This window comes from Ralstonia sp. PBBBR1, from assembly GCF_002256165.1.
GTDB lineage: Bacteria > Pseudomonadota > Gammaproteobacteria > Burkholderiales > Burkholderiaceae > Ralstonia > Ralstonia thomasii.
This window is the reverse complement of record NZ_NKIL01000006.1, coordinates 51,843-75,648: the sequence shown is the minus strand read 5'-3', so window position 1 is coordinate 75,648 and position 23,806 is coordinate 51,843. Positions and strand designations below refer to the sequence as shown.

At 64.3% G+C, this 23,806-nt stretch carries 20 protein-coding genes; 13 read left to right on the top strand and 7 right to left on the bottom strand.

From position 1 onward, the window contains the following. Positions 1-123 precede the first annotated feature (123 nt). A complete protein-coding gene (locus CFE42_RS11475; RefSeq protein WP_037043936.1) occupies positions 124-1,023 on the bottom strand; it encodes a LysR family transcriptional regulator in 900 nt (299 codons plus the stop codon). Between the two features lie 103 nt (positions 1,024-1,126). On the opposite strand from CFE42_RS11475, the gene CFE42_RS11470 reads away from it, so the two are divergent. The 3 genes from CFE42_RS11470 (at position 1,127) to CFE42_RS11460 (ending at position 4,849) form a co-directional block, all read left to right on the top strand. Beyond that, complete coding sequence (locus CFE42_RS11470) at positions 1,127-1,990, top strand: NmrA family NAD(P)-binding protein (protein WP_037043985.1); 864 nt, start codon at positions 1,127-1,129, stop codon at positions 1,988-1,990. 381 nt (positions 1,991-2,371) lie between these two features. Beyond that, the gene (locus CFE42_RS11465) at positions 2,372-3,733 is read left to right on the top strand and encodes a sensor domain-containing diguanylate cyclase (protein WP_238563748.1); all 1,362 of its coding nucleotides are present in this window, start codon (positions 2,372-2,374) and stop codon (positions 3,731-3,733) included. A 198-nt stretch (positions 3,734-3,931) separates the two neighbouring features. Further along, positions 3,932-4,849: a LysR family transcriptional regulator gene (locus CFE42_RS11460; protein ID WP_004629792.1), complete on the top strand. Its 918-nt coding sequence runs from the start codon at positions 3,932-3,934 to the stop codon at positions 4,847-4,849. Between the two features lie 36 nt (positions 4,850-4,885). Here the strand turns inward: CFE42_RS11460 and CFE42_RS11455 are convergent, their stop codons facing one another. The 3 genes from CFE42_RS11455 to CFE42_RS11445 all read right to left on the bottom strand — a co-directional run bounded on the left by CFE42_RS11455 (position 4,886) and on the right by CFE42_RS11445 (position 8,883). After that, a complete protein-coding gene (locus CFE42_RS11455; RefSeq protein ID WP_004629793.1) occupies positions 4,886-5,668 on the bottom strand; it encodes a substrate-binding domain-containing protein in 783 nt (260 codons plus the stop codon). 56 nt (positions 5,669-5,724) lie between these two features. Then, complete coding sequence (locus tag CFE42_RS11450) at positions 5,725-7,020, bottom strand: MFS transporter (protein ID WP_004629798.1); 1,296 nt, start codon at positions 7,018-7,020, stop codon at positions 5,725-5,727. Between the two features lie 276 nt (positions 7,021-7,296). Next, a complete protein-coding gene (locus CFE42_RS11445) occupies positions 7,297-8,883 on the bottom strand; it encodes an isocitrate lyase (RefSeq protein ID WP_004629800.1) in 1,587 nt (528 codons plus the stop codon). 410 nt (positions 8,884-9,293) lie between these two features. Here CFE42_RS11445 and CFE42_RS11440 point away from each other — a divergent pair, with 410 nt between their 5' ends. After that, positions 9,294-10,538, top strand: coding sequence for a saccharopine dehydrogenase NADP-binding domain-containing protein (locus tag CFE42_RS11440; RefSeq protein WP_004629801.1), 1,245 nt, complete (start codon positions 9,294-9,296; stop codon positions 10,536-10,538). Between the two features lie 30 nt (positions 10,539-10,568). Here the strand turns inward: CFE42_RS11440 and CFE42_RS11435 are convergent, their stop codons facing one another. Further along, on the bottom strand, positions 10,569-11,618 hold the full coding sequence (locus tag CFE42_RS11435) for an AI-2E family transporter (RefSeq protein WP_004629802.1): 1,050 nt from the start codon (positions 11,616-11,618) through the stop codon (positions 10,569-10,571). Between the two features lie 261 nt (positions 11,619-11,879). On the opposite strand from CFE42_RS11435, the gene CFE42_RS11430 reads away from it, so the two are divergent. The 3 genes from CFE42_RS11430 to CFE42_RS11420 all read left to right on the top strand — a co-directional run bounded on the left by CFE42_RS11430 (position 11,880) and on the right by CFE42_RS11420 (position 15,183). Next, positions 11,880-12,161, top strand: coding sequence for an antibiotic biosynthesis monooxygenase family protein (locus tag CFE42_RS11430; RefSeq protein ID WP_004629803.1), 282 nt, complete (start codon positions 11,880-11,882; stop codon positions 12,159-12,161). Between the two features lie 342 nt (positions 12,162-12,503). Then, a complete protein-coding gene (locus CFE42_RS11425) occupies positions 12,504-14,261 on the top strand; it encodes a GGDEF domain-containing protein (protein WP_004629804.1) in 1,758 nt (585 codons plus the stop codon). A 253-nt stretch (positions 14,262-14,514) separates the two neighbouring features. Beyond that, entirely contained in the window at positions 14,515-15,183 is a 669-nt protein-coding gene (locus CFE42_RS11420; protein WP_004629806.1) for a glutathione S-transferase family protein, read from the top strand. A gap of 27 nt (positions 15,184-15,210) precedes the next feature. On the opposite strand, the gene CFE42_RS11415 is transcribed toward CFE42_RS11420, so the two are convergent. Beyond that, positions 15,211-17,013 (bottom strand): methyl-accepting chemotaxis protein, encoded by a 1,803-nt coding sequence (locus tag CFE42_RS11415; RefSeq protein WP_037043938.1) that lies wholly within the window; start codon positions 17,011-17,013, stop codon positions 15,211-15,213. Positions 17,014-17,244: 231 nt separating this feature from the next. On the opposite strand from CFE42_RS11415, the gene CFE42_RS11410 reads away from it, so the two are divergent. Then, entirely contained in the window at positions 17,245-18,351 is a 1,107-nt protein-coding gene (locus CFE42_RS11410; RefSeq protein WP_004629809.1) for an S-(hydroxymethyl)glutathione dehydrogenase/class III alcohol dehydrogenase, read from the top strand. A 22-nt stretch (positions 18,352-18,373) separates the two neighbouring features. Next, on the top strand, positions 18,374-19,237 hold the full coding sequence (gene fghA, locus CFE42_RS11405) for an S-formylglutathione hydrolase (protein WP_004629811.1): 864 nt from the start codon (positions 18,374-18,376) through the stop codon (positions 19,235-19,237). An 18-nt stretch (positions 19,238-19,255) separates the two neighbouring features. Here fghA and CFE42_RS11400 read toward each other — a convergent pair whose 3' ends face one another. Beyond that, a complete protein-coding gene (locus tag CFE42_RS11400; RefSeq protein ID WP_004629812.1) occupies positions 19,256-19,747 on the bottom strand; it encodes a hypothetical protein in 492 nt (163 codons plus the stop codon). A gap of 237 nt (positions 19,748-19,984) precedes the next feature. On the opposite strand from CFE42_RS11400, the gene CFE42_RS11395 reads away from it, so the two are divergent. Genes CFE42_RS11395 through CFE42_RS11380 form a run of 4 tightly spaced genes read left to right on the top strand, consistent with a single transcriptional unit; the run spans position 19,985 to position 23,803 of the window. Further along, a complete protein-coding gene (locus CFE42_RS11395) occupies positions 19,985-20,764 on the top strand; it encodes a paraquat-inducible protein A (protein ID WP_037043940.1) in 780 nt (259 codons plus the stop codon). Further along, the gene (locus tag CFE42_RS11390) at positions 20,761-21,498 is read left to right on the top strand and encodes a paraquat-inducible protein A (RefSeq protein WP_004629816.1); all 738 of its coding nucleotides are present in this window, start codon (positions 20,761-20,763) and stop codon (positions 21,496-21,498) included. Before CFE42_RS11395 ends, CFE42_RS11390 begins: the two co-directional genes overlap by 4 nt. Then, positions 21,495-23,138 (top strand): intermembrane transport protein PqiB, encoded by a 1,644-nt coding sequence (locus tag CFE42_RS11385; RefSeq protein ID WP_004629818.1) that lies wholly within the window; start codon positions 21,495-21,497, stop codon positions 23,136-23,138. Before CFE42_RS11390 ends, CFE42_RS11385 begins: the two co-directional genes overlap by 4 nt. Continuing rightward, positions 23,138-23,803, top strand: coding sequence for an ABC-type transport auxiliary lipoprotein family protein (locus CFE42_RS11380; protein WP_238563749.1), 666 nt, complete (start codon positions 23,138-23,140; stop codon positions 23,801-23,803). Before CFE42_RS11385 ends, CFE42_RS11380 begins: the two co-directional genes overlap by 1 nt. Positions 23,804-23,806: the final 3 nt, after the last annotated feature.

The following is a 23,806-nucleotide window of genomic DNA, read 5'->3' as shown; positions in this document are numbered from 1 at the left end:
CGGAGCCGGCGGCATCGGCACTGCTGCGCATGCTCGGACTGAACCACACCGAGGCGGAAGATATCGCGCATGGCCCATTGCCGGAAATGCGCGGAAACTCCGAGGCTCTATCGCCGGATATTCCTATGGTGAGGAATGCATATAGGCCGCCAGCTCTTGGGGCGTGCCGGTCGGGAACGCATCTTTGAGGTGCTCGAGAAAAGCGGAAACGCGGGCGCTCAGCAACCGCCTGGAAGGGTAAAGCGCCCATAGCGCGATATCGGGGCCGTCCACATCGCCCCAATGCACCAACGTGCCGGCCTCCAGATCGTGGGCCACGAGCGACACCGGCAGGCAAGCGGCCCCCACACCAAGCCGCACCGTGTCGCGCACCATGATCAGCGACGACAACTGCGCGACCGGCCGGATCGCGATGCGGGACTTTCCGTAGGGCCCGGTGACGTCCCAGGCGGCGCTTCCTGTGCCCGCGCCGCGAAGGACGGCCGGCACGACAGCCTTGCCGGAGGGCCGCTCCAGTTCCGGCGTTGCCACAACGACAAGGCGATCACGCAAGAACACTCGTCCGATCAGGCTTTCGTCCGGGTCCGGGTTGACTCGGATCACCAGGTCATATCCTTCTTCGATCATGTCGACGCCACGGTCTTCTGTGGTCACCTCCAACTGCACCTCGGCATATTTCAACGCGAACGTGGCCACCAGCTTACCCATGGCCACCTGCGAAAACAGCATGGGCGCGCTGATGCGCAAACGCCCTCGTGGCCGCTCGCTTCCCGAAGCAATTGCAGCGGCGGTCTCGGCAATCTCGGTGAGCAGCGTGCCCGTGCGCTCGTACAGCGCATGCCCTTCCTGGGTGAGCTTGAGCCCGCGTGATCCGCGCTCGAACAGCCGAAGATCGAGACTGCCCTCCAGCTCCGAGACCCTGCGAGACAACGTGGCCTTCGGACGCCCCGTCGCGCGGGCGGCCTCGCCAAAGCTTCCATGTCGGGCGACGAGGTTGAAATCGGCAAGCGCAAGCAAATCCATGTGTCCCACCAGTGAGATACCCTGTCCATTTATAGCATCTTCCGAACCACACATGGATCATCTACCTTGACTGGGAACCCAACCCACTCAAGGAGTGAACATGATGACCATCCTCGTTACTGGTGCTACCGGCCGCGTCGGCCGCCAAGTCGTCCATCAACTTGCCAACCGCGGTGCGGACGTGCGCGCGCTGGTGCGCGACCCGTCAAAGGCCGACTTCCCGGCCAGCGTGAACGTCGTGCAGGGCGACATGCTGGATCTCGACTCGCTCCGGCGTGCCTTCGTTGGTGTCCGGACGCTGTTCCTGCTCAACGCGGTCGCGGGGGACGAATTCACCCAGGCGCTCATTGCACTGAACGTTGCCCGCGAATCGGGCGTTGAGCGCGTCGTCTATCTGTCCGTCATGCATGCCGAGCGCTTCGTGAACGTGCCGCACTTTGCGGTGAAGTCCGGCGCGGAACGCATGATCGAGCAGATGGGCTTCAGCGCCACCATCCTGCGTCCGGCCTACTTCATGGACAACGAGCACATCGTCAAGGACGTCATCGTCAACCATGGTGTCTACCCGATGCCGATCGGCAGCAAGGGGGTTGCGATGGTCGACACGCGCGACATCGCAGAAGTCGCGGCCATCGAGCTGATCCGCCGGGACGCGGCACCGGGCAAGCTGCCGGTCGAGACCATCAACCTCGTGGGCCCCGATACGCTGACGGGCCCCGAACTGGCCTCGATCTGGACAGAAACGCTCCGCCGCCCCGTGGCCTACGGCGGCGACGACCCGACCGCATTCGAGAGCAACCTGACCAACTTCCTGCCCAAATGGATGGCTTATGAGATGCGCCTGATGGCCGAACGCTATGTCAGCGACGGCATGGTGCCGCAGGCGGGCGATGTCGAGCGCCTGACCAGCATTCTGGGGCGGCCGCTGGGCACGTATCGCGATTTCGCTGCGGCGCTTGCGCAGTGAGCCGCGCGCGGGGCGGGGCAGGCGACAGGCGGGGGCACTGACGCCCGCCTGCCCTCTTCCGCGCCCTTGCGCTGAGCGGGAACCACGTCAACCGCTCGCCGGGCTGCAGTTTTGGTGTCTTGTGCCGATAACCAGCGGTGACGGCGTGCCCCACACGCATCCAAACCGTCCCAAAGATCGATCGCCCGATGCCTCGTCGACCAGGCTGAGGTGCGGTTTGTCGTCGCCCAAGACCACGACATGCACCTTCGCCCCCTCGCCCGACGGCTGGCCACATCGGCAGGCCACCATCCCTTTGTTGTTGGTGCGCTGGGGACGCTGCTCACATTCATTGTCCTGGCAATCAGCGTGCTGACCCTTTAGGCCAACCGCGAAACGGCCATCGAGCACGCACACGACACCTCGAAGAATGTCGCTGCCGTTCTGGCCAGCCACATTTCGCGCACCGTTGAATCGGCAGATCAATCGCTGCAGACGCTGATAGGCGCACTCGACAAACCCGGCATCCGCAACCTCGATCCGCAGGTTCGGCACGATCTGCTGTTCAGCCCGACGGCCTCTGCCCGGTATGTCACCGGCATGGGCGTGACCAACGACAAGGGCCAACTCGTTGACGGATGCTGCTCTGTGACGCACCACTGGGATTTCAGCGACCGCGACTACTTCATCGTCCATCGCGATCACGCAAACGTTGGCCTCTATGTGTCCGGCGTCTACAAGGCCCGGTCACGCGCAGGCGTGGAGGCCATCGCGCTGAGCCGAAGGATGGACCGGCGGGATGGGACGTTTGCGGGCACCGCACTGGTGGCAATCGACCTCGATTACTTCAAGCAGCTTCTTGAAAAGCTCGATGTGGGGCCACGCGGCGTTACGGCCATCGTGCGCACCGACGGCACGCTGCTGGCGAGAAATCCGCCGCCCAGCGCGGCTCGGGCACCCGATCTCAACAAATCGTTGACGTTCCCGCGCATGGTGAATCAGGAGTCCGGCTTTTATGTGGCGCCGTCGTCCAGCGACGGTGTGCTGCGCCTCTACACGTTTCAACGCGTGCCGGGCACACCGTTCATCGCGGTCGTTGCCCCCGCCATGAGCGACGCGCTTGCACCGTGGCAGCGGCTGTCGTGGATCGTCGGGTTGTCGTCGCTGTCGGTCAGCCTCGCCTTCTGCGCAGGCGTATGGCTCCTGGCGTTTGCGCTGCGGGGCCGCGTGATGGCGGAAAACCACCTGCGTGAGCTGACGCAAACCGACCCGCTCACCGGGCTGAAGAACAGGCGCGCCCTGGATGTCGCGCTGGAGAACGAGTGGGATCGGCTGCAACGGAATGACAGTCGGCTGTCCGTGCTCTTTATCGATGCCGATCACTTCAAACGCTATAACGACGCGCACGGCCATGCTCAGGGCGACGTCGCGTTTCAGTACCTCGCCCAGTGCATTTCCAAGCATGCGCGACGACGCCGCGACCTGGCGGCCCGATACGGCGGAGAGGAATTCGTGGTGCTGTTGCCCGATACGGACGAAGCGGGTGCCACGCGGATCGCCGAAGCGATCCGTGCCGAAGTGGAAGGCGCCGGCGCGTCCGTCGGCGACGCAGGTTTGGCCCCTTTCACCGTGAGCGTCGGTTGCGCGACCGCGCGGCGCGCGAGCTTCCCGTCGCTGAACGCATTGACCAAGGCTGCGGACGATGCGCTCTACGAAGCCAAGCGTAAAGGCCGCAACCGCGTTGACTACGCCACGGTTGGCTAGCCTTACGTGAGCGCCGCCCCCGATCTACAGACCGAGCAGTCGCGCAAACTGGCCGCCGTCGGAGTTGATCGGCGTCTGGTACCTGCCGCCCGAGCCAAAGCATCCAACCGGGCGGGCCACGCCGCGGGCCGCTGGAGACGTGTCACCCCGTGATAAATCGCGCAAAATGCTGCGCATCTGGGATGTGGAGGCTGGCCGGTGAGCATCAATTTCGATTTGACGGACTTGCAGGCATTTCGCGCGGTGGTGGAGTTGGGCAACTTCCGGAAGGCCGCCGAGGCGATCAGCATTTCCCAGCCCGCGTTGAGCCGCCGGATCGACAAGCTCGAAAGCGCGCTCGGCGTGCCCCTGTTTGAGCGCACCACCCGCAGCGTCACACTCACCACCGTCGGCCGCGTGTTTGCCCGCAGCGCTGAACAACTGCTCGACGATCTCGACGTCGCCCTGCTCGGTATCCGCGACGTTTCATCGAGCCGCCTCGGGCAGGTGACCATCGCATGCGTGCCGTCGGTGGCCTATTACTTTCTGCCGAACCTGATTGCGAACTATCACCGCCGCTTTCCACGCATCCGGGTCAAGCTGCTCGATGCGAGCGCAAACGAAGTGCTGGGGGCCGTCATCAGCGGCGAGGCAGATTTTGGCGTGAGCTTCATGGGCAGCCAAGAGTCCGAGATCGAGTTCAAGATGCTGCTGCAGGAGCGGTTTGTTGCAGCATGCCGGCGCGATCATCCGCTCGCCCGAAAGAAGCGCGTGACGTGGAACGAGCTTTACGAACACGAATACGTCTCAGTGGACAAGACCTCCGGCAACCGCCTGCTGCTGGACCAGGCGCTGTCGGCCGTGGCGCCGCGTGCGCCGAGCGTCTGCGAGACGCGGCACGTCACGACCATGCTGGGATTGGTTGAAGCGGGGCTGGGTGTCGCTGCGGTGCCATCGATGGCCATGCCGGGGCATGAGCACCCGATTCTCACGAGCGTGCCGCTGGTGGAGCCGGTGGTGAACCGGCGCGTGGGCATCGTGAAGCGGCGCGGCCGGGCGCTCACACCGGCCGCGGAGGAATTTCACCGGATGATCATTGAAGCGAAGCGCAGCGGCATGATGGCAAGCGATGCATAGCCAGCAGCGCTTGCCCTGCCACGCGGGCGCCGTGCCTCAACGCGCAAGTACCGAATCGAGGCCAGTCGATTTCACGTCTGCCTGAGCGCCGGGCGAAGCAAGATAGTCGAGAAGCGCCTTGGCTTCCTTCGGATGCGGTGCCCCAACGGGAATGCCCGCCGCAAAGCGTGTGACCGACTGCAGCGACTCCGGAATCTTTCCGACAAAGGTGGCGCCCTGCACCGGCAGCAGCTCACTGACTTGCTGGAAACCGATCTCGTAGTCGCCCGTGGCCACCACCGACGCCACCGGAATGCGCGGAATCATCCTCGCCTTCGCCTTGACCTGCTCTTCAATGCCGAGCTTCTTGAACAACTCTCGCTCGATATACACGCCGCTTGCGCTGTCCGAGTAGGCAATCGACTTGGCATGCAGCAGCACTTGCATGAGGGCCTCAGGCGAGCTGATGTCGGGCTTTGCTGCGCCATCGCGAACCACCATGCCGATGCGCGAATCGGCAAGTTCCACGCGCGATTCCGGGATGACCTTGCCTTGCTTGATCAGATCGTCGAGTGCGTAGCCGACCATGATGACGGCGTCCGCTGGCTCGCCGCGCGCAAGCCGATTCGGAATCGCTTCGGGCGACTTGCCCATCGACGGTCCAAGCGCGGTGTTGAGCGTGTTGCCCGTCTGCGCTGCAAACTTCGGCCCGAGCACTTTATAGGCGGCGGTAAAGCCACCGGAGCTCATGACGTGCAGCTCGGCAGCCTGGACGTGAGCTGCAGCTGCCGAGGTTGCGACGAGCGCGGCTGCGCAGAGTTTCAGGAACAGAGTCTTCATGGTGAGGGTCGTGCCAAGTCGTGCGTTGCTTGTGAATATACGGAACGTGCTGCGCGTCAGTGCGCCGGAGCCAACGTCACCGCGCGGCGGCGATAGAGCGTCAACGTCGCCAGGAGAGCGCACACGGCGGCAAGACTCATCCAGTAGCCAGGGGCCGCCTTGTCGCCGGTCATATGAATGGCCGCTGTCGAGATGGCGGGGGTGAAGCCGCCGAATACAGCCGTCGCCAAGCTGTAGGCGAGCGAGAACCCTGCAACGCGCACCTGCACGGGCATCACCTCCGTGAGCGCAACGATCATCGCGCCGTTGTAGATGCCGTACATGAACGACAGCCAGAGCAGCACGAGCAGCATATTCATGAAGCTCGGCGCGTGCGCGAGAAACGAAAGCGCCGGATACGCAGTGGCGATGGTCAGCACCGTCATGCCGATGAGCAGTGGCCGACGGCCAATCCTGTCGGAGAGCGCACCGCCAATCGGCAGCCACACGAAGTTCGACACCCCCACGCAGAGCGTGACGAGCAGGCTGTCGGCCGTGCTGAGGTGCAGGACCGTCTTCCCGAACGTGGGCGCATACACCGTGATGAGGTAGAAGCTCGTGGTCGTCATCGCCACCAGCATCATGCCGGCGATGACGACGCCCCAGTTCTGCACCAGCGTGCTGAGTACGTCCTTCATGCTCGGACGATGCTTGCGTGCCTTGAACTCCTGCGTTTCTTCAAGATTACGGCGCAGCACGAAGATGAACGGCACGATCATGCAACCGACGAAAAACGGCACGCGCCATCCCCATGCGGCGATGGCCGGTGCGCTCAGCCATTGGTTGAGCGCGAAGCCCAGGCCCGCCGCTACGACGATTGCGACCTGCTGGCTGGCGGACTGCCAGCTCGTGAAAAAACCCTTGCGGCCGGGCGTGGCCATCTCGGCCAGATACACCGATACGCCACCCAGTTCCGCGCCCGCCGAGAAACCCTGCAAGAGACGCCCCAGCAACACGAGCGCCGGTGCCAGCAGGCCGATCGTGGCGTAGCCGGGAACAAACGCAATCAGCACGGTCCCGCTTGCCATGATGGACAGCGTGACGATCAGGCCCTTTCGGCGACCGACATCGTCAATGTAGGCGCCGAGCACGACTGCGCCCAGCGGGCGCATGAGGAACCCAGCCCCAAAAACAGCGAACGTCATCATCAGCGAGGCGAATTCGCTTTCGGTCGGAAAGAAGACGTTGGCGATCTGCGTGGCGTAAAAGCCGAACAGGAAGAAATCGAACTGCTCCAGGAAATTCCCGGCGGTGACGCGGAAGACCGCAGCGGCCTTGGATTGCCCGGTCGAAAGGCTGGACGGGGGGTACATCGAGGTGTCTCCTGGAAGCCAAAAAAAAGAACACGCCGTTGGACGGCGCTTGTCGTTTTGGCAATGTTCGCCGGGAGACCGACAAACGAGAAGTGCAATTTTCGGAACGATTGATGTGCTTTGGTTATCAATCCCATCTGCGCGCAACGTCCTGTGGGTGGACGCGAAACGGCAGGTTCAAGCAATGCATTGCGTCGGAATTGCCCACCCTCCAAAAAAAAACGCCAACCCGCAATGGGTTGGCGTTCTGCTTCGGGCGAGACCCGTATCCGTGAATCAGTGGAACTGGTTCATGGTGTTGTCCTTACCCGCAGCCTTCAGTGCCGCTTCGCCGCTGAAGTATTCCTTGTGGTCGTCACCGATGTCCGAGCCCGACATGTTCTGGTGCTTGACGCAGGCGATGCCTTGGCGGATTTCCTTGCGCTGCACGCCGGCCACATAACCGAGCATGCCCTGGTCGCCGAAGTATTCCTTGGCCAGGTTGTCGGTCGACAGCGCGGCAGTGTGGTACGTCGGCAGCGTGATCAGGTGGTGGAAGATGCCGGCTTCACGCGATGCATCGGCCTGGAACGTGCGGATCTTCTCGTCGGCGAGCTTTGCCAGTTCGCTGTCGTCGTACTCCGTGCTCATCAGTTGGCCGCGCTCGTAGGCCGACACATCCTTGCCGGCTTCCTTCATCGCGTCATACACCTGCTGGCGGAAGTTCAGCGTCCAGTTGAACGACGGGCTGTTGTTGTACACCAACTTGGCGTTCGGGATGACCTTGCGGATTTCCTTGACCATGCCGCCGATCTGCGCGATGTGCGGCTTTTCGGTTTCGATCCACAGCAGGTCGGCACCGTTTTGCAGCGAGGTGATGCAGTCGAGCACGCAGCGCGCTTCGCCCGTGCCGGCGCGGAACTGGAACAGGTTGCTCGGCAGGCGCTTCGGGCGCAGCAGCTTGCCGTCGCGCTTGATGACGACGTCACCGTTGCCCAGTTGGTCGGCCGACAGTTCTTCGCAGTCGAGGAACGCGTTGTACTGGTCGCCCAGGTCGCCCGGCGTGTTGGTCACGGCGATCTGCTTGGTGAGGCCTGCGCCCAGCGAGTCGGTACGGGCCACGATGATGCCGTCGTCCACACCCAGCTCCAGGAACGCATAACGGATGGCGCGAATCTTGGCGAGGAAGTCTTCGTGCGGCACGGTGACCTTGCCATCCTGGTGGCCGCACTGCTTCTCGTCCGACACCTGATTTTCGATCTGGATACAGCAGGCGCCCGCTTCGATGAACTGCTTGGCCAGCAGGTACGTGGCTTCTGCGTTGCCGAAACCAGCGTCGATGTCGGCAATGATGGGCACGACGTGGGTAACGTGGTTGTCGATCTTTGCCTGGATGGCGGCCTTAGCGTTAGCGTCCTTGGCAGCATCCAGCTCGCGGAACAGACCGCCCAGTTCACGTGCATCGGCCTGGCGCAGGAAGGTGTACAGCTCGCGAATCAGCGCGCTGACCGAAGTCTTCTCGTGCATCGACTGGTCCGGCAGCGGGCCGAACTCGGAGCGCAGCGCAGCGACCATCCAGCCCGACAGATACAGGTAGCGGCGCTCGGTGCTGTTGAAGTGCTTCTTGATGGAGATCATCTTCTGCTGGCCGATGAAGCCGTGCCAGCAACCGAGCGACTGCGTGTACTTGGACGGATCGGCGTCGTAGGCAGCCATGTCCGCGCGCATGATCTTGGCGGTGTACTTGGCGATGTCCAGACCCGTCTTGAACTTGTTCTGGGCACGCATGCGGGCAGCGTACTCGGGGTTGATCGCATTCCATGCGCTGCCGTGGGTCTCTTTCAAACCGGCAACTGCCTTGATGTCGTCTTGATACTGGGCCATGTCAATTTCCTGGAAATAAAGCGCGTTTGAGAAGAATCGGTTGCGTGTGCAGCTACGGAATTCGAAGCGAGCAGCATGGATTTATTGTAGGCCGGCTTTGACGCGTCGCAGCAAAGTCTTATATAAGACATAAGAGTTAGTTTTTCTTTATTTTTCAATGAGATAGACAATTTATTTTGCAATGCGGAATGGTTTTTCAGCAAACGGGAAGGCCACGCAGGAGAAATTCCTGGCGAATTCCATAATGTGAAACAAGTTTTCAGGTGCCGGAGGCTGGCGAACGCCTGGACTGACGCCGGGCGGATGCGTATCTGCCCAGGTCGAGCGATGCCGGCGCCGTGAGTTGCTCGACGGGTCCGGCGCCTTCACTATTGCTTGCTGCCGAACGATGGAACAAAAAGGAAGACCCCATGCCCGCTCCTGACTATGACGTTGTCGTGTTTGGCGCCACGAGCTTTGTCGGCCAGATCCTGACCCGCTACCTGGCCGAACACTTTTCGGGGGATGCGGAAACGCTGCGCTGGGCCATCGCCGGACGATCCGAAGCGAAGCTCCAGGAGGTCAAATGTTCGCTGGGTGCGGCAGGCGAGTCCATCCCGATCATCGTGGCAGATGCTGCCAACGAAGCACAGTTGCAGGCCCTGTGTGCGCAGACGCGGGTGGTGGTGTCCACGGTCGGCCCCTATGCCCTATACGGCGAGCCGTTGATCAAGGTCTGCGCCGAAAGCGGGACGGACTACTGCGACCTCACCGGCGAGACGCAGTGGATCAGGCGCATGCTCGGCACATATGAAGCGACGGCCCAGCAGTCCGGGGCGCGCATCGTGCATTGCTGCGGCTTCGACTCGGTGCCGTCGGACATGGGCGTCTACTTTCTGCAGCAACACGCCATGCGGCAATGGGGGACGCCCGCCACGCAGGTGAAGTTGCGCGTCAAGACGCTAAAGGGCGGCGCATCGGGCGGCACGATCGCCAGCCTGATCAACGTCGTGCAGGAAGCCGCAGCCGACCCCGCCTTGCGCAAGGAGCTGGCCGATCCCTATGCGCTCTGCCCCAAGGGTCACGGCTTCACGGCGCGCCAGCGCTCTGTCCGGGGCGCGGCGTTCGATGCCGATTTCGATGCGTGGATTGCGCCCTTTGTCATGGCCGCCATCAACGAGCGCGTGGTGCACCGCTCCAACGCCTTGTCCGGCAACGCCTATGGCAATCCATTCCTCTATGACGAAGCGGTGATCACCGGGCACGGCCTGAGCGGCCGCATGAAAGCCATGACGATGGTGGCCGGCCTGGGTGCATTCATGCTGGGCATTGTCATCAAGCCCGCTCGCATCGTGATGCAGCGCTTTCTGTTGCCCAAACCCGGCGAAGGCCCCACGCCGGCGGCGCAACTGGCTGGCCGCTACGACCTGCGGCTGTTCGGCCGAACCGATCAAGGCAACACCTTGCGCGTGAAGGTGACCGGCGATCGCGACCCGGGCTACGGCTCGACCGGCAAGATGCTCGGTCAGGCCGCTGCCAGCCTCGCGCTGGACCACGTGAAAGACGGCATCAAGATCGGGCGACCGGGCGGTTTCTGGACGCCGGCCACGATGTTCGATGAACGCTTTATCGAGCGCCTGACCCGCCACGCAGGTCTGCGGTTCGAGCGCATATGAGCGGGACGCGCCGCCCATTCGGCCGAAGCATCATTCGTTCTGCCCGCGCGCAAAGATGTCCCAGCTGGCCATGAACAATGCGGCGACCAGCGGGCCGATCACGAAGCCGGTGATGCCGAACAGCTCCATTCCGCCCAGGGTGGAGATCAACACGACCCAGTCGGGCATCTTGGTGTCCTTGCCGACCAGCAGCGGGCGCAGCAGGTTGTCGACGAGGCCGATCACGCCGCCGCAGAACGCGACGAGGATCACGCATTTCCAGATCGCCCCCACCATCAGGAAGTAGACCGCGACCGGAATCCACACGAGGCTCGCGCCAATCGCCGGCAGCAGCGACAGGAACGCCATCAGCGCGCCCCACAGCACCACGCCGTCAATGCCAAGGATCCAGAAGATCAGCCCGCCCAGCGCGCCCTGCACCAGCGCCACGGCAATGTTGCCTTTGACGGTGGCGCGCACGACGGTAGTGAACTTGCTCAGCAGCAGGCGCTTGTGCTCTTCGTCCATCGGCAGCGCGCGGCGCACGCGGCGGCCGATCTCCGTGCCATCGCGCAGCAGGAAGAACACCATGTACAGCATCACGCCAAAACCCACCACGAACTGGAACGTGTTCTGCCCGATGCTCAGCGCCTTCGTGGCGGCAAACTGGCTGATCTGCGCAGCGCCATCGGCCAGCTTCTTCTGGATGCCGGCAATGTTGGTCAGACCGGCTTTGGCAAGCAACTGCTGCACCCACGTCGGCAGCGCATGAACCGCTTCCGAAAGGTACCGGGAGTAATTCGGCTGCGCGCTCTGAATCTCCTGATAGGCAACGCCGATCTCCTGCACGATGGTCGCCGCCACAAAGATGACGGGCAGGATCACGATCAGGATGATCAGGGCGAGCGTGACGAGCGCTGCGAGATTGCGCCGCTTGCCCATGCGGGCAACCAGCGCGCGCTGCACGGGCTGGAACAGGATCGCCAGGATGACACCCCAGAACACGGCGCCAAAGAACGGCGAGAGGATCCAGCAGAGTCCGAGCGTGACGGCGAACAGCAGGAGGTATAAGAATTTCTGGTGGTCGTTTCCGCTATCCATGGATTGCTTTCGCTTGAGGTGACGTCTGAAGGGCCCAAGCAGGATCCGGGCCAAGGCAATGGAATCCGAGTATGCCCGCGCGGCCGCGGTTGTCATAGGGGCGGCCCACAAGTGGACACGGCTTGCGAAGCCAACCAAAGGTTGGCGCCCGCACTGTCGAACGACCCCGATGCCGGCCCGCCATGGCACCGAGGATTGCCAGCTATACCGGCTATAGTCTTCTCCCCATCCAACCAAACGGAGCACAACGTGGTATTCGAAATGGCCCACATCGAAATTCTCGCCGGCAAGCAACGCGAGTTTGAAGCCGCCGTCCAGCAAGCCCTGCCGCTGTTTGCGCGCGCCAAGGGCTGCCACGGCGCTGAGCTGCACCACATCGTCGAGCGCGACACCAGCTACGTGCTGCTGGTACGCTGGAACACCGTGGAAGACCATATGGTCGATTTTCGCGAGTCCGACGATTTCCAGGAATGGCGCAAGCTGGTCGGCCCGTTCTTCGCAAAGGCGCCGGAAGTGGTGCACTCCGAGGTGGCGGTCAAGTAGTCGGCCCGCCCGAATCGTTCGATGCTCATCCAGGCACGAGATGCGCGCGGCGCCATCTCGTGCCATGCCGTGGCAACAACCCGGCCGCCCAGCCCTTTTTTCAGGGCTCCGGCCTGAACATTCCGTAAAAAATCCTTTTGCATTTGTTTGCAGTCCGCGCTCGTGGCGCGGCTCCAATGGCACGGTAAAGAAGCTTCCGATGCTGCCGTTAGCCAGAAATGTGTACTGCACGCGGCAACGTGCGCCGGCACCTCCTGTGCAACCCGTTCGCAACCGCCTTCCGGGCCGCCCAACCGCCCGCCAAGACGTTCCACCACTCCGTTCATGTCTTCTGAAACGTCGATGGACAGGCGCTTTGGCGCCAGCGTCGCCATCGTCCTCGTTCCGGTGTTGTCGTTATCGTGCTGGCTGCTGGGCTACGCATGGTTGGCCTACGGCCGTGCCGACGATTCCGCCCGCAGCGTCCAGGTGCTGCGCATGACGTTGCTGGCCATGGAGAAGGTTTCAGCCGAACGCGGCCCGACCAACGGCGTGCTCGGCGAAGACTTGCCGGTGCCGGCCGAGCGCAGCGCGGCCCTGCAACGCATGCGCGCCGTCAGCGACGAACACGTCGCCCAATTGCTCGACGCGCTGGGCCCTGAACATTGCCCAGGCTGCGAAACCGACATCAAGGCCGCGCGCCGCGCCCAGACGCATCTGGCCGCCGCGCGCGCCAACATCGACCGGCTGACCGCCCTGCCCCTGCGCTCACGCAGCAGCGACGACCTGGCCGATGGCGTGAACCGCATGATCGCGGTCATCCCGGAATTCCTGCCCATCGTCAACGCGCGCACGGCCAACATCACGCGCGGCGATCCCGACGTGCTCAATTGCCTGACGCTGGCGCGGCTGTCGGCCGATCTACGTGAATACGCGGGCCAGCTCGGTTCGCGCTTTACCGGTGCGCTGGCCATGCACCGCATGCTCACGTTTGACGAGCAGCTTGCAATCGAACGCACGCAAGGCCGTATTGACCAGCTGCGCAGCATGATCGAGACCCGCGTGGGTGCGCATTCGGCACTGAACCAGCACGCCTTGGCCACGCTCGGCGCCCAGTACTTCGGCGACGGGCTGCGCTATGTGGCTGCCGTGCGCGCCAAGGCCAGCCAGCCCGGCGGCGTCGATATCACCCCCGCCGCATTTGCCGAGCGCTACGTGCCCACCATGCGCGCCACTACGGATTTCCGCGACATCGTGCTGCGCCTGGCGGATGACGACATCCGCCAACATCGGCGCGCGATGCTGCTGGTGCTCATCGGCTCGGCAGGCGCCGTGGTGTCGGTGCTGGGCGCGCTGGCATGGATGATGATTTCGTTCCGCCGCAACGTGGTGAGGCCGTTTGTCAACGCCACGCGGCTGATCGACGGGATTGCGCGAGGCAACTTGAGTGTGCACATCCCGACCGACTTTGCGCGGCGCGAGATCCGAGCGATGTTCGACGCGATCCGCGTGCTGCGCATCAATAGCATCGAGCGCCGCCGGCTGGAGGTGGAACGCGCGCACCTGATGCAGGAACTCTCGCGCATGGCCGAGACCGACCCGCTCACCCAGTTGCTCAACCGTCGCGCCTTTGAAGACCGCGCCGGCGCGATGTGCAAATCGCCGCAGCCGAAGGCGCGGCTCATTGCACTGATCATGTTCGACATCGACCACTTCAAGCGCATCAACGATACGTACGGCCACGCCGTGGGCGATGAAGCGCTGCGCACCGTTGCAAGACTGTGCCGCTCTGAAGGCCCGTCCGCCGACATGGTGGCGCGCATCGGCGGCGAGGAATTCGCAGTGATGGTGTGGGCGGACAGCCTCGCGCAGGCGCGCGCGGTGGCCGATCATCTGCGCCATCGCATTGCCGAGGTGACAGTGCCCACCGGCACCGATCTGCCCTGCAGCATGACGGCCAGCTTTGGCGTGGCGGCAGCGCCCGCGGCGGATGGCCCCGAACTGGAGCCGCTGCTGCGGCGGGCAGACCATCTGCTCTATGCTGCCAAGCTGGCGGGGCGCAACTGCGTGATGGCGGACCGCCCGCCTGCGTCGCCAGACGTGGCGCTCGCGGCGGATTGATGTGCTGGGCGCGCCAGGCCTGGTTGGCGCGCCGATACTCAATACTCCGCAGGCGCCTTCCCCACAAGGCGGCGGGAGTCGCGTGTGTCTGGCTTGCCGGCAACGTCACGCAGATCGTTCATGGAATCGGCAGCGGCGGAAACAATGCCGCGATGATGCACCGCCGCAGCGCATTTTTCCAAGACGGAGCCGGATCGACCGCCTACAGTGGCAAGCTGTCATCCACCCATGGCACCGCACATCGGAGACGACGATGCCGCAAGACCGCCACCTGACTCTGTACCACTCGCCACGCAGCCGCTCGCGGGGCGCGCGCATGCTGCTCGAAGAACTCGGCGCCGACTACGAGGTGCATGCCTTCGACCTGACGACCGGCCAGCACAGGAGCCCGGAGTTTCTTGCCATCAATCCGCTGGGCAAGGTGCCGACGCTATGTCACGGCGATGCGGTCATCACCGAGCAGGTAGCGGTGTATCTGTATGCGGCGGAGCTGTATCCGGAGGCCGCGCTATCGCCGGCGGTGGGTGATCCGCTGCGCGGTGCGTACCTGCGCTGGATGGCGTTCTACGGCGCGTGCTTCGAGCCGGCCATCGTCGACCGCTCGATGAAACGCGAACCGGCAGCGTATTCGATGTCACCGTATGGCAACTTCGACACCATGCTTGGCACGCTGACAGCCCAGCTGGAGAAAGGCCCTTACCTGCTGGGTGAGCGCTTTACCGCGGCGGATGTGCTGTGGGGTGCGGCGCTGGGCTGGACGACGATGTTCAAGCTCATCCCGGAAACACCGCTGGTGCGCGGTTATATTGACCGCGTCATGGCGCGGCCAGCCATGCAGCGCGCGCAAGCTGCCGACGTGGCGCTGGCCGAAGCGCAGGACAAGGCAAAGGCCGAGGCAACAAACGCCGCCCCGGCACCGTAACGCGACAACGTGGTGCAGTTAATGCACTTAGTGCGACAAGCGGAACTGCCCCACTGCCTCGTTCAGGTTGTGGGCCTGTTCCTCCAGCGATTCCGCAGCGGCAGCCGCCTGCTCGACCAGCGCGGCGTTCTGCTGCGTCACCTGGTCCATCTGGTTGACGGCCTGGTTGACCTGCTCGATGCCGCTGCTCTGCTCTTCCGACGCTGATGAAATCTCGCCCATGATGTCGGTCACGCGCTTCACTGCATCGACGATCTCGGCCATCGTCACGCCGGCCTGATCCACCAGCGCCGTGCCGTTGCTCACACGATCCACCGAATCGCTGATCAGCGCCTTGATTTCCTTGGCCGCACCGGCCGAACGCTGCGCCAGGCTGCGCACTTCGCTGGCCACCACGGCAAATCCGCGGCCCTGCTCGCCGGCACGCGCGGCTTCCACCGCCGCGTTCAGCGCCAGGATGTTGGTCTGGAAGGCGATGCTCTCGATCACGCCGATGATGTCGGCGATCTTCTTGCTGCTCTCGTTGATGCCGCCCATGGTCTGCACAACCTGGCCGACCACGTTGCCGCCGCGCGTGGCCACGTCCGACGCCGTGACGGCAAGCTGGCTGGCCTGACGCGCGTTGTCGGCGTTCTGCTTCACGATGCTCGTCAGTTCTTCCATGCTCGACGCCGTTTCTTCCAGCGAGCTGGCCTGCTCTTCCGTGCGCTGCGACAGGTCTGCGTTGCCGGCGGCAATTTCCTGCGCTGCCGAGCGCACCGAATCGCTGCCCAGGCGGATCTGCTGCATCACCGCCGTGAGCTTGTCGGCAAACGCATTGAACGAACGGGCGATCTGCGCGACTTCGTCTTCGCCGTCCGACGGCAGACGCTTGGTGAGGTCGCCGCTGCCCGAGCCGATGTCGTCCATGGCATCGCGGATCATCGACAGGCGGCGGAACGCGCGTGCCGTCATTGCACCGACGATGAGTGCTGCAACGATGGCCACGCCCACCAGCGCGCCAATCGACGTCATCACGAGCGAGCGCATGCCAGCGGTGGCGTCAGACTTGTCCAGCGCCACCACCAGGCCCCAGTCGGTGCCCTTCACGCCCTGGCGGTAGAGCAGCTTGGACGCCCCATCCACCGGCACTTCCACGGGCTTCTCGGCTTGTGCCAGCGATGCCAGCGTGGCTTCGTTCAACCCTGCCGCCAGCTCAGTTGCCGGCTTGAGCGTGAGTTTGTCATTCGGGTGCGCAACGATCTTGCCCGCAGCGTTGACGAGGAAACCGAAGCTCGCCTGCGTCGGATGGATGGCCTTCACGTTGGCGATCACGCTGTCCATTGCCACGTCGCCGCCAATCACGCCCTTGAGCGTGCCGCCGTCCAGAATGGGCACTGCGAAAGTCACCACGAGCTGGCCGGTGCTGGCGCTCACGTACGGCGGCGTCACCACAGGCTTGCCCGCCTCCACCGCCTGCTTGTACCAGGGGCGCGCGGTCGGGTCATACGTCGGCGGAATGCCTTCGGGGTTCGAGAATTTGTACGACTTGTCGGGATAGCCAACATAGACGTTAATGAAGCCGCCAGCCTTGTGCACGGCCTTGAAGACCGGAATCGGATCGGCAGACACCGCCACGTCTTGCAGCGACACCATCATCTGCGTCTTGGACGCCACCCAGTCGTCGATGCCAGCGATGTGGCCCCGCGCGACGGACTGCAGGTTCTGGCGGATGGACTCGTCGTTGTACGAGCGCGTCACGAGATAGTTGAGACCGCCGGCAAAGGTCAATGCGCCGACCACGATGGCAACGCAGGTCAGCAAAATGCGAGTACGGATGGATGCAAGCACGGTATGGTTTCCTACTACGACGCCCATGGCAGGGGTTCCACCATGTAAGGCATGCGGCACGCGGCCCTGTCGGCCTGCCGTCGCACAAGAAACGGCCGTTGTAAGAGAATCTGAAGTCTGATTTGTCGAACATGACGTTGTTGTCACGTTGCCGGGGCAGGCAACGTTCTACAATCGCCCTCCCTACACTGCCCACGTCGGGCAGGCTCCACTTCAAAAAAAGGAATGCGCATGAAAACCAAAGCCGCCATCGCCTGGAAAGCCGGTGCTCCGCTCACTGTGGAAGAAGTGGACCTGCAAGGCCCGCGTGCCGGCGAGGTGCTCGTCGAGATCAAGGCGACCGGCATCTGCCATACGGACTACTACACGCTCTCGGGCGCAGACCCGGAAGGCATCTTCCCGGCGATCCTCGGGCATGAGGGCGCAGGGGTGGTCCTTGAGGTGGGAGCAGGAGTCACATCGTTGAAAGCCGGCGACCACGTGATCCCGCTTTACACGCCGGAATGCCGCCAGTGCAAGTTTTGCCTGTCGCGCAAGACGAACCTGTGCCAGGCCATTCGTGCCACGCAGGGCAAGGGCCTGATGCCGGACGGCACGTCGCGCTTCTCGCTCGATGGCAAGCCGCTGTTTCACTACATGGGCACGTCCACGTTTGCCAATCACATCGTGGTGCCGGAGATTGCGCTGGCAAAGATCCGCCCCGACGCGCCGTTCGACAAGGTCTGCTACATCGGCTGTGGCGTCACCACAGGCGTGGGCGCGGTGGTCTACACGGCCAAGGTGGAACCGGGCGCCAACGTGGTCGTGTTCGGTCTGGGCGGCATCGGCTTGAACGTGATCCAGGGCGCGAAGATGGTGGGCGCCGACAAGATCATCGGCGTGGACCTGAACCCCGCACGCGAGGCGATGGCACGCAAATTCGGCATGACGCATTTCATCAACCCGAGCGATGTGGGGAACGTGGTCGATCACATCATCCAGCTCACCGATGGCGGCGCGGATTACTCGTTCGAATGCATCGGCAACACGAAGGTCATGCGCCAGGCGCTTGAGTGCTGCCACAAGGGCTGGGGCCAATCGATCATCATCGGCGTGGCCGAAGCCGGCGCGGAGATCAGCACGCGCCCGTTCCAGCTCGTGACCGGCCGCGAGTGGAAGGGCTCCGCATTCGGCGGCGCCCGCGGCCGCACCGACGTGCCCAAGATCGTCGACTGGTACATGGAAGGCAAGCTCAACATCGACGACCTCATCACGCACACGCTGCCGCTGGAGCGCATCAACGAAGGCTTCGAGCTGATGAAGCGCGGTGAGTCGATCCGTTCGGTCGTGTTGTATTGATCCTTGGGGATGGAGCCACGCGATGACGATCCCGGTACCGGCACTTGAACTGCTTTCCGAACACGCCTGCTTTGGTGGCGTGCAGCGCTTCTATCGGCATGCCTCGACGGCGATCGGGCTGCCGATGCGCTTCTCGGTCTACCTGCCGCCCCAGGCGCTGGCAGGCACGAGCTGCCCCGCGCTGTTCTATCTGGCGGGCCTGACGTGCACGGAAGAGACGTTCGCCATCAAGGCCGGTGCGCAGCGCGTGGCAGCACGCGAGGGGCTCATCCTCATCGCGCCCGACACCAGCCCGCGCGACGCGAACGCCCCCGGCGAAACCGACAGCTGGGATTTCGGCATTGCCGCCGGCTTCTATCTGGACGCCACGCAGGCGCCATGGCGCGAGCACTACCGCATGGAAAGCTATATCGCCGACGAACTGCACCACATCGCGCGCGTGGTCTTTCCGGTGGCGGCCGGGCGCATTGGCATCTTTGGGCACTCGATGGGCGGCCACGGCGCGTTGACGCTGGCGCTACGCCATCGGGAACGCTTTGCTTCGGTGTCTGCGTTTGCGCCCATCGCGCATCCGTCTGTGTGCCCGTGGGGCATCAAGGCATTCACCGGGTATCTCGGGGACGATCGCACCGCCTGGGCAGCGCACGATGCCACGCAGTTGATGCGGCAGGCGTCGTGCCCCTTCCCGCGCGGCATCCTGATCGATCAGGGCGAAGCCGACAAATTCCTCGCAGAGCAGTTGTACCCGGATGACTTCGCGGCCGCATGCGCCGCAGCCGGGCAACCGCTGCAACTGCGCCGCCACCCCGGGTACGACCACGGCTACTACTTCATCGAGACCTTCATCGAAGACCACCTGCTGCACCACGCGGCACAACTGCGTTAGCAGCAGGTCAGGGCGCGGCTAGCGGCTGCCTCCGCCGGCACTGCCGCCCGCCGCCCCACCGGCGCCTGCGCCACCCGCACCGGCACCCGCACCGCCTGAACCGGCAGCACCGCCACCACCGCCACCCGGTCCGCCCATCGCCGCGCCGGCGCCAGGGGCGCCTACGCCCACTCCGCCCGAGCCGCCGCCGGTCGTACTGCCCGTTGAATCGTTGGCACAGCCGCCATAGCTGCCACTCGAACCCGAGCGCGTATTGCCAGAGCGCCCTTGCTTACCGGTGGCGTTGCGGTTGCGCGAGGTGTCCCGGCCGCTGTTGGCTGAACTGCCGTTGGCGGTGCTGTCGCCCATGCCACTTGCAGTTGCGTCGGTGCCGGCACCACCCGCCGCAGACATGCTGCCCCCGCCCGCCGTACTGTTGGATGGGGCGCCCCCTGTCTGGGCATACGCCGCCGCGGTGCCGCCAGCCAGCGCCAGCGCGACGACAAGAGAAGAGGCTCTGAGATACGTCATGAATTGCTCCTTTGAGGTTGAGGACGTGCCCCGTCCGCTGCAGCAAGGCCCGTTCCGCCGTCACGCCGCGCAGTATCGAGCGAACCGATTGGCTGGATATTTGCTTGAGACCGTGCGTCAACATGCGGCGGGCCGCACTCAGCTATACATTCAACTGTGTATGTACAATCGCCTGCCCGACTGTCGGTGCGCCGTCGCATGCCTGTCCAACGCTGCCACCGCGCCCTCAGCCCGACGATGGAGCCGTCAAACGTGAAATTTCCCTTCCCGCTGCCCCAGTCATGGCGCGCAGCGGGCGACACCCCCGACGCCAAGGCCGCCCCGGTCGCCCTGCCGCTGCCGGGCGATCCCGATGCCTGGATCGCGTGCGAGCACTGCGACACCCTCCATCGCCACGAAGTCATTGCGCTGGATGAAGAGGCGCACTGCACGCGCTGCGGCGTCAAGCTGTACCGCAACCAGAGCGAGCGGCTCTCGGTGCTGCTGCCGCTGGTGTTGACGGGCATCATCGTCTACGTCGTCGCGAACATCTTCCCGATTGCCGAGATGAACGGCGGCGGCAACCGGCACGCCACCACGCTGTGGGGCGCCATCGTGGCGCTGTACGACTACGACATGCTGTTCGCTGCCGTGCTGGTGGCGCTCACCACGGTGTTCTTCCCCCTGATGTACATGTCGGTGCTGGCGCCGCTGCTTATTGCGCGAGTGCGTGGGCGGCAGCATCCGGCCGCAGCGCTGGTGCTGCGCGCGGCAGCGCTGATCCGCCCGTGGGCAATGGTCGAGATCTTCATGCTGGGCGTGGTGGTGGCGCTCATCAAAGTGGCGCGCATGGTGTCGCTGGAAGCCGATGCGGGCCTGTGGGCATTTGCCGCGCTCACCGTGTTCCTGACGGTGGCGTTGTCGATCGACCTGCGACCGTTCTGGCGCGAGATCGGCCTGACGCTGCCGCCGGGCTCACACGTCGACGCGCCGACTGGCATGGACGCCGCGGCCCGCCCCGGCGAGGATCGCCCATGAACAGCGCCACCACGCCTGCACCGGCGCAACCCGGTCAAGAGGGCCGCCCGCTGCGGGCCGCCGCACACGGCCTGGTGACATGCGAACGCTGCGGCCTGCTGGCGCGCATGCCCGACTCCAGGGCCGCCACGCAAGCGGTGCTCACGCGCGAATACGCGCCGGACGACACCGCCGCAGCGCCGGTCTGCCCGCGCTGCATGTCGCCCATGCACGTACGCAAGCCCGACAGCCTGGCGCGCTGCTGGGCGCTGCTGATTGCGGCCGCCGCCATGTACCTGCCCGCCAACCTGCTGCCCGTGATGATTACCGACACCCTGCTCGGCACACAGCAGGACACGATCATGAGCGGGATCGTCTACCTCTGGACGTCGGGGTCATGGCACCTGGCCATCATCGTGTTCATCGCAAGCTTTCTGGTGCCGCTGGCCAAGCTCGGCATCCTGGCGGTGCTGTGCCTTTCGGTGCAGCAACGCTGGCGCTGGAACCCGCGACTGCGCACGCGCCTGTATGCGCTGGTCGAAATCATCGGCCGTTGGTCGATGCTCGATGTATTTGTGGTGACGCTGCTCGCAGGCCTTGTGCACCTGTCGACGCTGGCCATCATCAAACCCGGCCCTGGTGTCGGCCCGTTTGCCGCCGTGGTGGTACTGACCATGTTCGCCGCCCGCTGTTTTGATCCCCGCCTGATCTGGGACGTCATCGACGAGCCCGATCCCGAAGAGACCGATGTATGACCGACCCCGTCGATAACGAAAACATTCCCGCGCCGCGCCGCATGAAGCGCAAGCGCTGGCTGCCCTCTCTGATCTGGCTGGTGCCGATCGTGGCGCTTACGGTGGGCGCCACGCTCATGGCGCGCGTGATCCTGGCGCGCGGCGCGCAAGTGACTGTCACGTTCAGCTCGGCCGAGGGCATTGAGGCAGGCAAGACGCGCGTGAAATACAAGAGCGTCGATATCGGCGTGGTCAAGGCAGTGGGGCTCACCGACGACCGCTCTGGCGCCGTGGTGCTGATCGAACTCACGCATGACGGCAAGGCGTTTGCCGCGTCCGACACGCGGTTCTGGGTGGTGCGCCCGCGCGTGGCGGCCGGCAGCATCTCGGGGCTCGGCACGCTGCTCTCCGGCGCGTACATCGGCGTGGACGGCGGCAGCTCACAGGAGAAGAAATCCACCTTCAAGGGCCTCGATACACCGCCGGCCATCTCCGCGGATGCGCCGGGCAAACAGTTCACGCTGCATGCGCCCGACCTGGGCTCGCTCGATATCGGCGCGCCGGTGTATTTCCGCCGCGTGCGTGTGGGCCAGGTCACCGCCTATGACATCGACACCGACGGCAAGGGCGTGACGTTGCACATCTTCGTCAACGCGCCGTTCGACAAGTTCGTGGCGCGCGGCACGCGGTTCTGGAACGCCAGCGGTATCGATCTCAAGCTCGACGCCAACGGACTGAAGGTCGATACACAATCGCTGCTGACCGTGGCGCTCGGCGGCATCGCGTTCCAGACGCCCGAAGAAGCCGATCACGAGACGGCCGCCTCCGACGCCGAGTTCCAGCTAGTGCGCAATGAGACCATGGCACTGAAAGACCCTGAACACCTGTCGCAGACCGTGGTGATGTACTTCCACCGCTCGCTGCGCGGGCTCAACGTAGGCGCGCCGGTGGAGTTCAAGGGCATCAACGTGGGCGAGATCAAGTCGATCGGCATCCACTACAGCAAGAAGCGCCACGAGTTCGTGCTGCCGGTCACGGCCACGCTGTACCCCACCCGCTTCGGCATGGACATCCGCGACGACAACCCGCAGCACGCCGCCGAAGATGTCCGCACGCAGTTCGACGCGCTGGTGAAGAACGGCATGCGCGCGCAGCTGAAGAGCGCGAGCCTGCTGACGGGCCAGCAGTTCGTGAACCTCGACTTCATCGACACGGCCGAGCGCGAGAAGACCGCGCCGCGCTTCGGCATGCGCGATCGCGACGGTGCGTATGTGTTCCCGACTGCCGACAACCCGACGGACGATATCGAAGCGCAGATTGCCGGCATCGCCAAGAAGCTGAACAAGGTGCCGTTCGAGCAGATCGGACAGGACGTCCATCGCACGCTGACCACGCTCGATGCCACGCTCAAGCAGACCGAGCAACTGGCCAAGACCGTCAACAGCGACCTCGCCCCGCAGATGAAGGAAACGCTGGCCGAGGCGCGCCGCACGCTGGATTCTGCGCGCCAGGTGTTCTCCGACGATGCACCGCTGCAACGCAACGCGCGCGACACGCTGGAACAGGTGGCCAAGGCCGCCGCGTCCGTGCGCGTGCTGACCGACTATCTGGACCGCCACCCGGAAGCGCTGATCCGCGGCAAGGCAAAGGACGCGCAATGATGTTGATGAAAACGACGATGCTGTCTTGTTCCTTCCGCCTGATGGGCGCCGCCGCCGTGGCTTTGCTGGTTGGCGCGTGCGCCTCGCCCGAGCCGACATTACACACGCTGTCGGTGCGCCCCGAAGCCACGGACACCGGCCGCTTCCAGCGCGCCTTCCGCCTCTCAGGCGTGCGGGTGCCCGATCGCCTGGACAAGCCGCAGATCGTGCTGCGTACGTCCGACAGCGAAGTGGTGGCGCTTGAGCAGCAACGCTGGGCGGCGCCGTTCGGTTCGGAACTGCGCGATGCGCTGTCTGCCAACCTGGCAGCGACGTTGTCTGCGGTGGACGTGGGTGGTGCTGCCGCGCCGGCGGGCGTGCCGCTCTACCGCATCGGTGCCGAGATGCGCAGCTACGACGCGCGGCCCGGACAAGGCGTGACCGCACTGGTGACGTGGCGCGTATCGCGCGATGCGGCCGCCCAAGGCGCGAGCGCCGCCGCGCTCACCTGCCAGTCGACGCTAGCGCTGTCCGTGAATGGGCAACCTGCCGGCACGGATACAGACGCTGGCGTGAATGCGGTGGTGTCATCCACGCAACGCCTCGTGCAACAGTGGTCGCAACAGATTGCGCAGAGCGTGCAGGGTCTGGAAACACCCTCTGCTGTGCCGGCGTGGTGCCGGTAAGGC

What these genes read in the sequence shown, in the direction of transcription:
- CFE42_RS11395 (WP_037043940.1), top strand. Translation starts at nt 19,985, where the DNA reads ATGGAGCCGTCAAACGTGAAATTTCCCTTCCCGCTGCCCCAGTCATGG.
- fghA (WP_004629811.1), top strand. Translation starts at nt 18,374, where the DNA reads ATGACGATCCCGGTACCGGCACTTGAACTGCTTTCCGAACACGCCTGC.
- CFE42_RS11385 (WP_004629818.1), top strand. Translation starts at nt 21,495, where the DNA reads ATGACCGACCCCGTCGATAACGAAAACATTCCCGCGCCGCGCCGCATG.
- CFE42_RS11440 (WP_004629801.1), top strand. Translation starts at nt 9,294, where the DNA reads ATGCCCGCTCCTGACTATGACGTTGTCGTGTTTGGCGCCACGAGCTTT.
- CFE42_RS11400 (WP_004629812.1), bottom strand. Translation starts at nt 19,747, where the DNA reads ATGACGTATCTCAGAGCCTCTTCTCTTGTCGTCGCGCTGGCGCTGGCT.
- CFE42_RS11450 (WP_004629798.1), bottom strand. Translation starts at nt 7,020, where the DNA reads ATGTACCCCCCGTCCAGCCTTTCGACCGGGCAATCCAAGGCCGCTGCG.
- CFE42_RS11470 (WP_037043985.1), top strand. Translation starts at nt 1,127, where the DNA reads ATGACCATCCTCGTTACTGGTGCTACCGGCCGCGTCGGCCGCCAAGTC.
- CFE42_RS11380 (WP_238563749.1), top strand. Translation starts at nt 23,138, where the DNA reads ATGTTGATGAAAACGACGATGCTGTCTTGTTCCTTCCGCCTGATGGGC.
- CFE42_RS11430 (WP_004629803.1), top strand. Translation starts at nt 11,880, where the DNA reads ATGGCCCACATCGAAATTCTCGCCGGCAAGCAACGCGAGTTTGAAGCC.
- CFE42_RS11445 (WP_004629800.1), bottom strand. Translation starts at nt 8,883, where the DNA reads ATGGCCCAGTATCAAGACGACATCAAGGCAGTTGCCGGTTTGAAAGAG.
- CFE42_RS11410 (WP_004629809.1), top strand. Translation starts at nt 17,245, where the DNA reads ATGAAAACCAAAGCCGCCATCGCCTGGAAAGCCGGTGCTCCGCTCACT.
- CFE42_RS11435 (WP_004629802.1), bottom strand. Translation starts at nt 11,618, where the DNA reads ATGGATAGCGGAAACGACCACCAGAAATTCTTATACCTCCTGCTGTTC.
- CFE42_RS11420 (WP_004629806.1), top strand. Translation starts at nt 14,515, where the DNA reads ATGCCGCAAGACCGCCACCTGACTCTGTACCACTCGCCACGCAGCCGC.
- CFE42_RS11475 (WP_037043936.1), bottom strand. Translation starts at nt 1,023, where the DNA reads ATGGATTTGCTTGCGCTTGCCGATTTCAACCTCGTCGCCCGACATGGA.
- CFE42_RS11455 (WP_004629793.1), bottom strand. Translation starts at nt 5,668, where the DNA reads ATGAAGACTCTGTTCCTGAAACTCTGCGCAGCCGCGCTCGTCGCAACC.
- CFE42_RS11425 (WP_004629804.1), top strand. Translation starts at nt 12,504, where the DNA reads ATGGACAGGCGCTTTGGCGCCAGCGTCGCCATCGTCCTCGTTCCGGTG.
- CFE42_RS11390 (WP_004629816.1), top strand. Translation starts at nt 20,761, where the DNA reads ATGAACAGCGCCACCACGCCTGCACCGGCGCAACCCGGTCAAGAGGGC.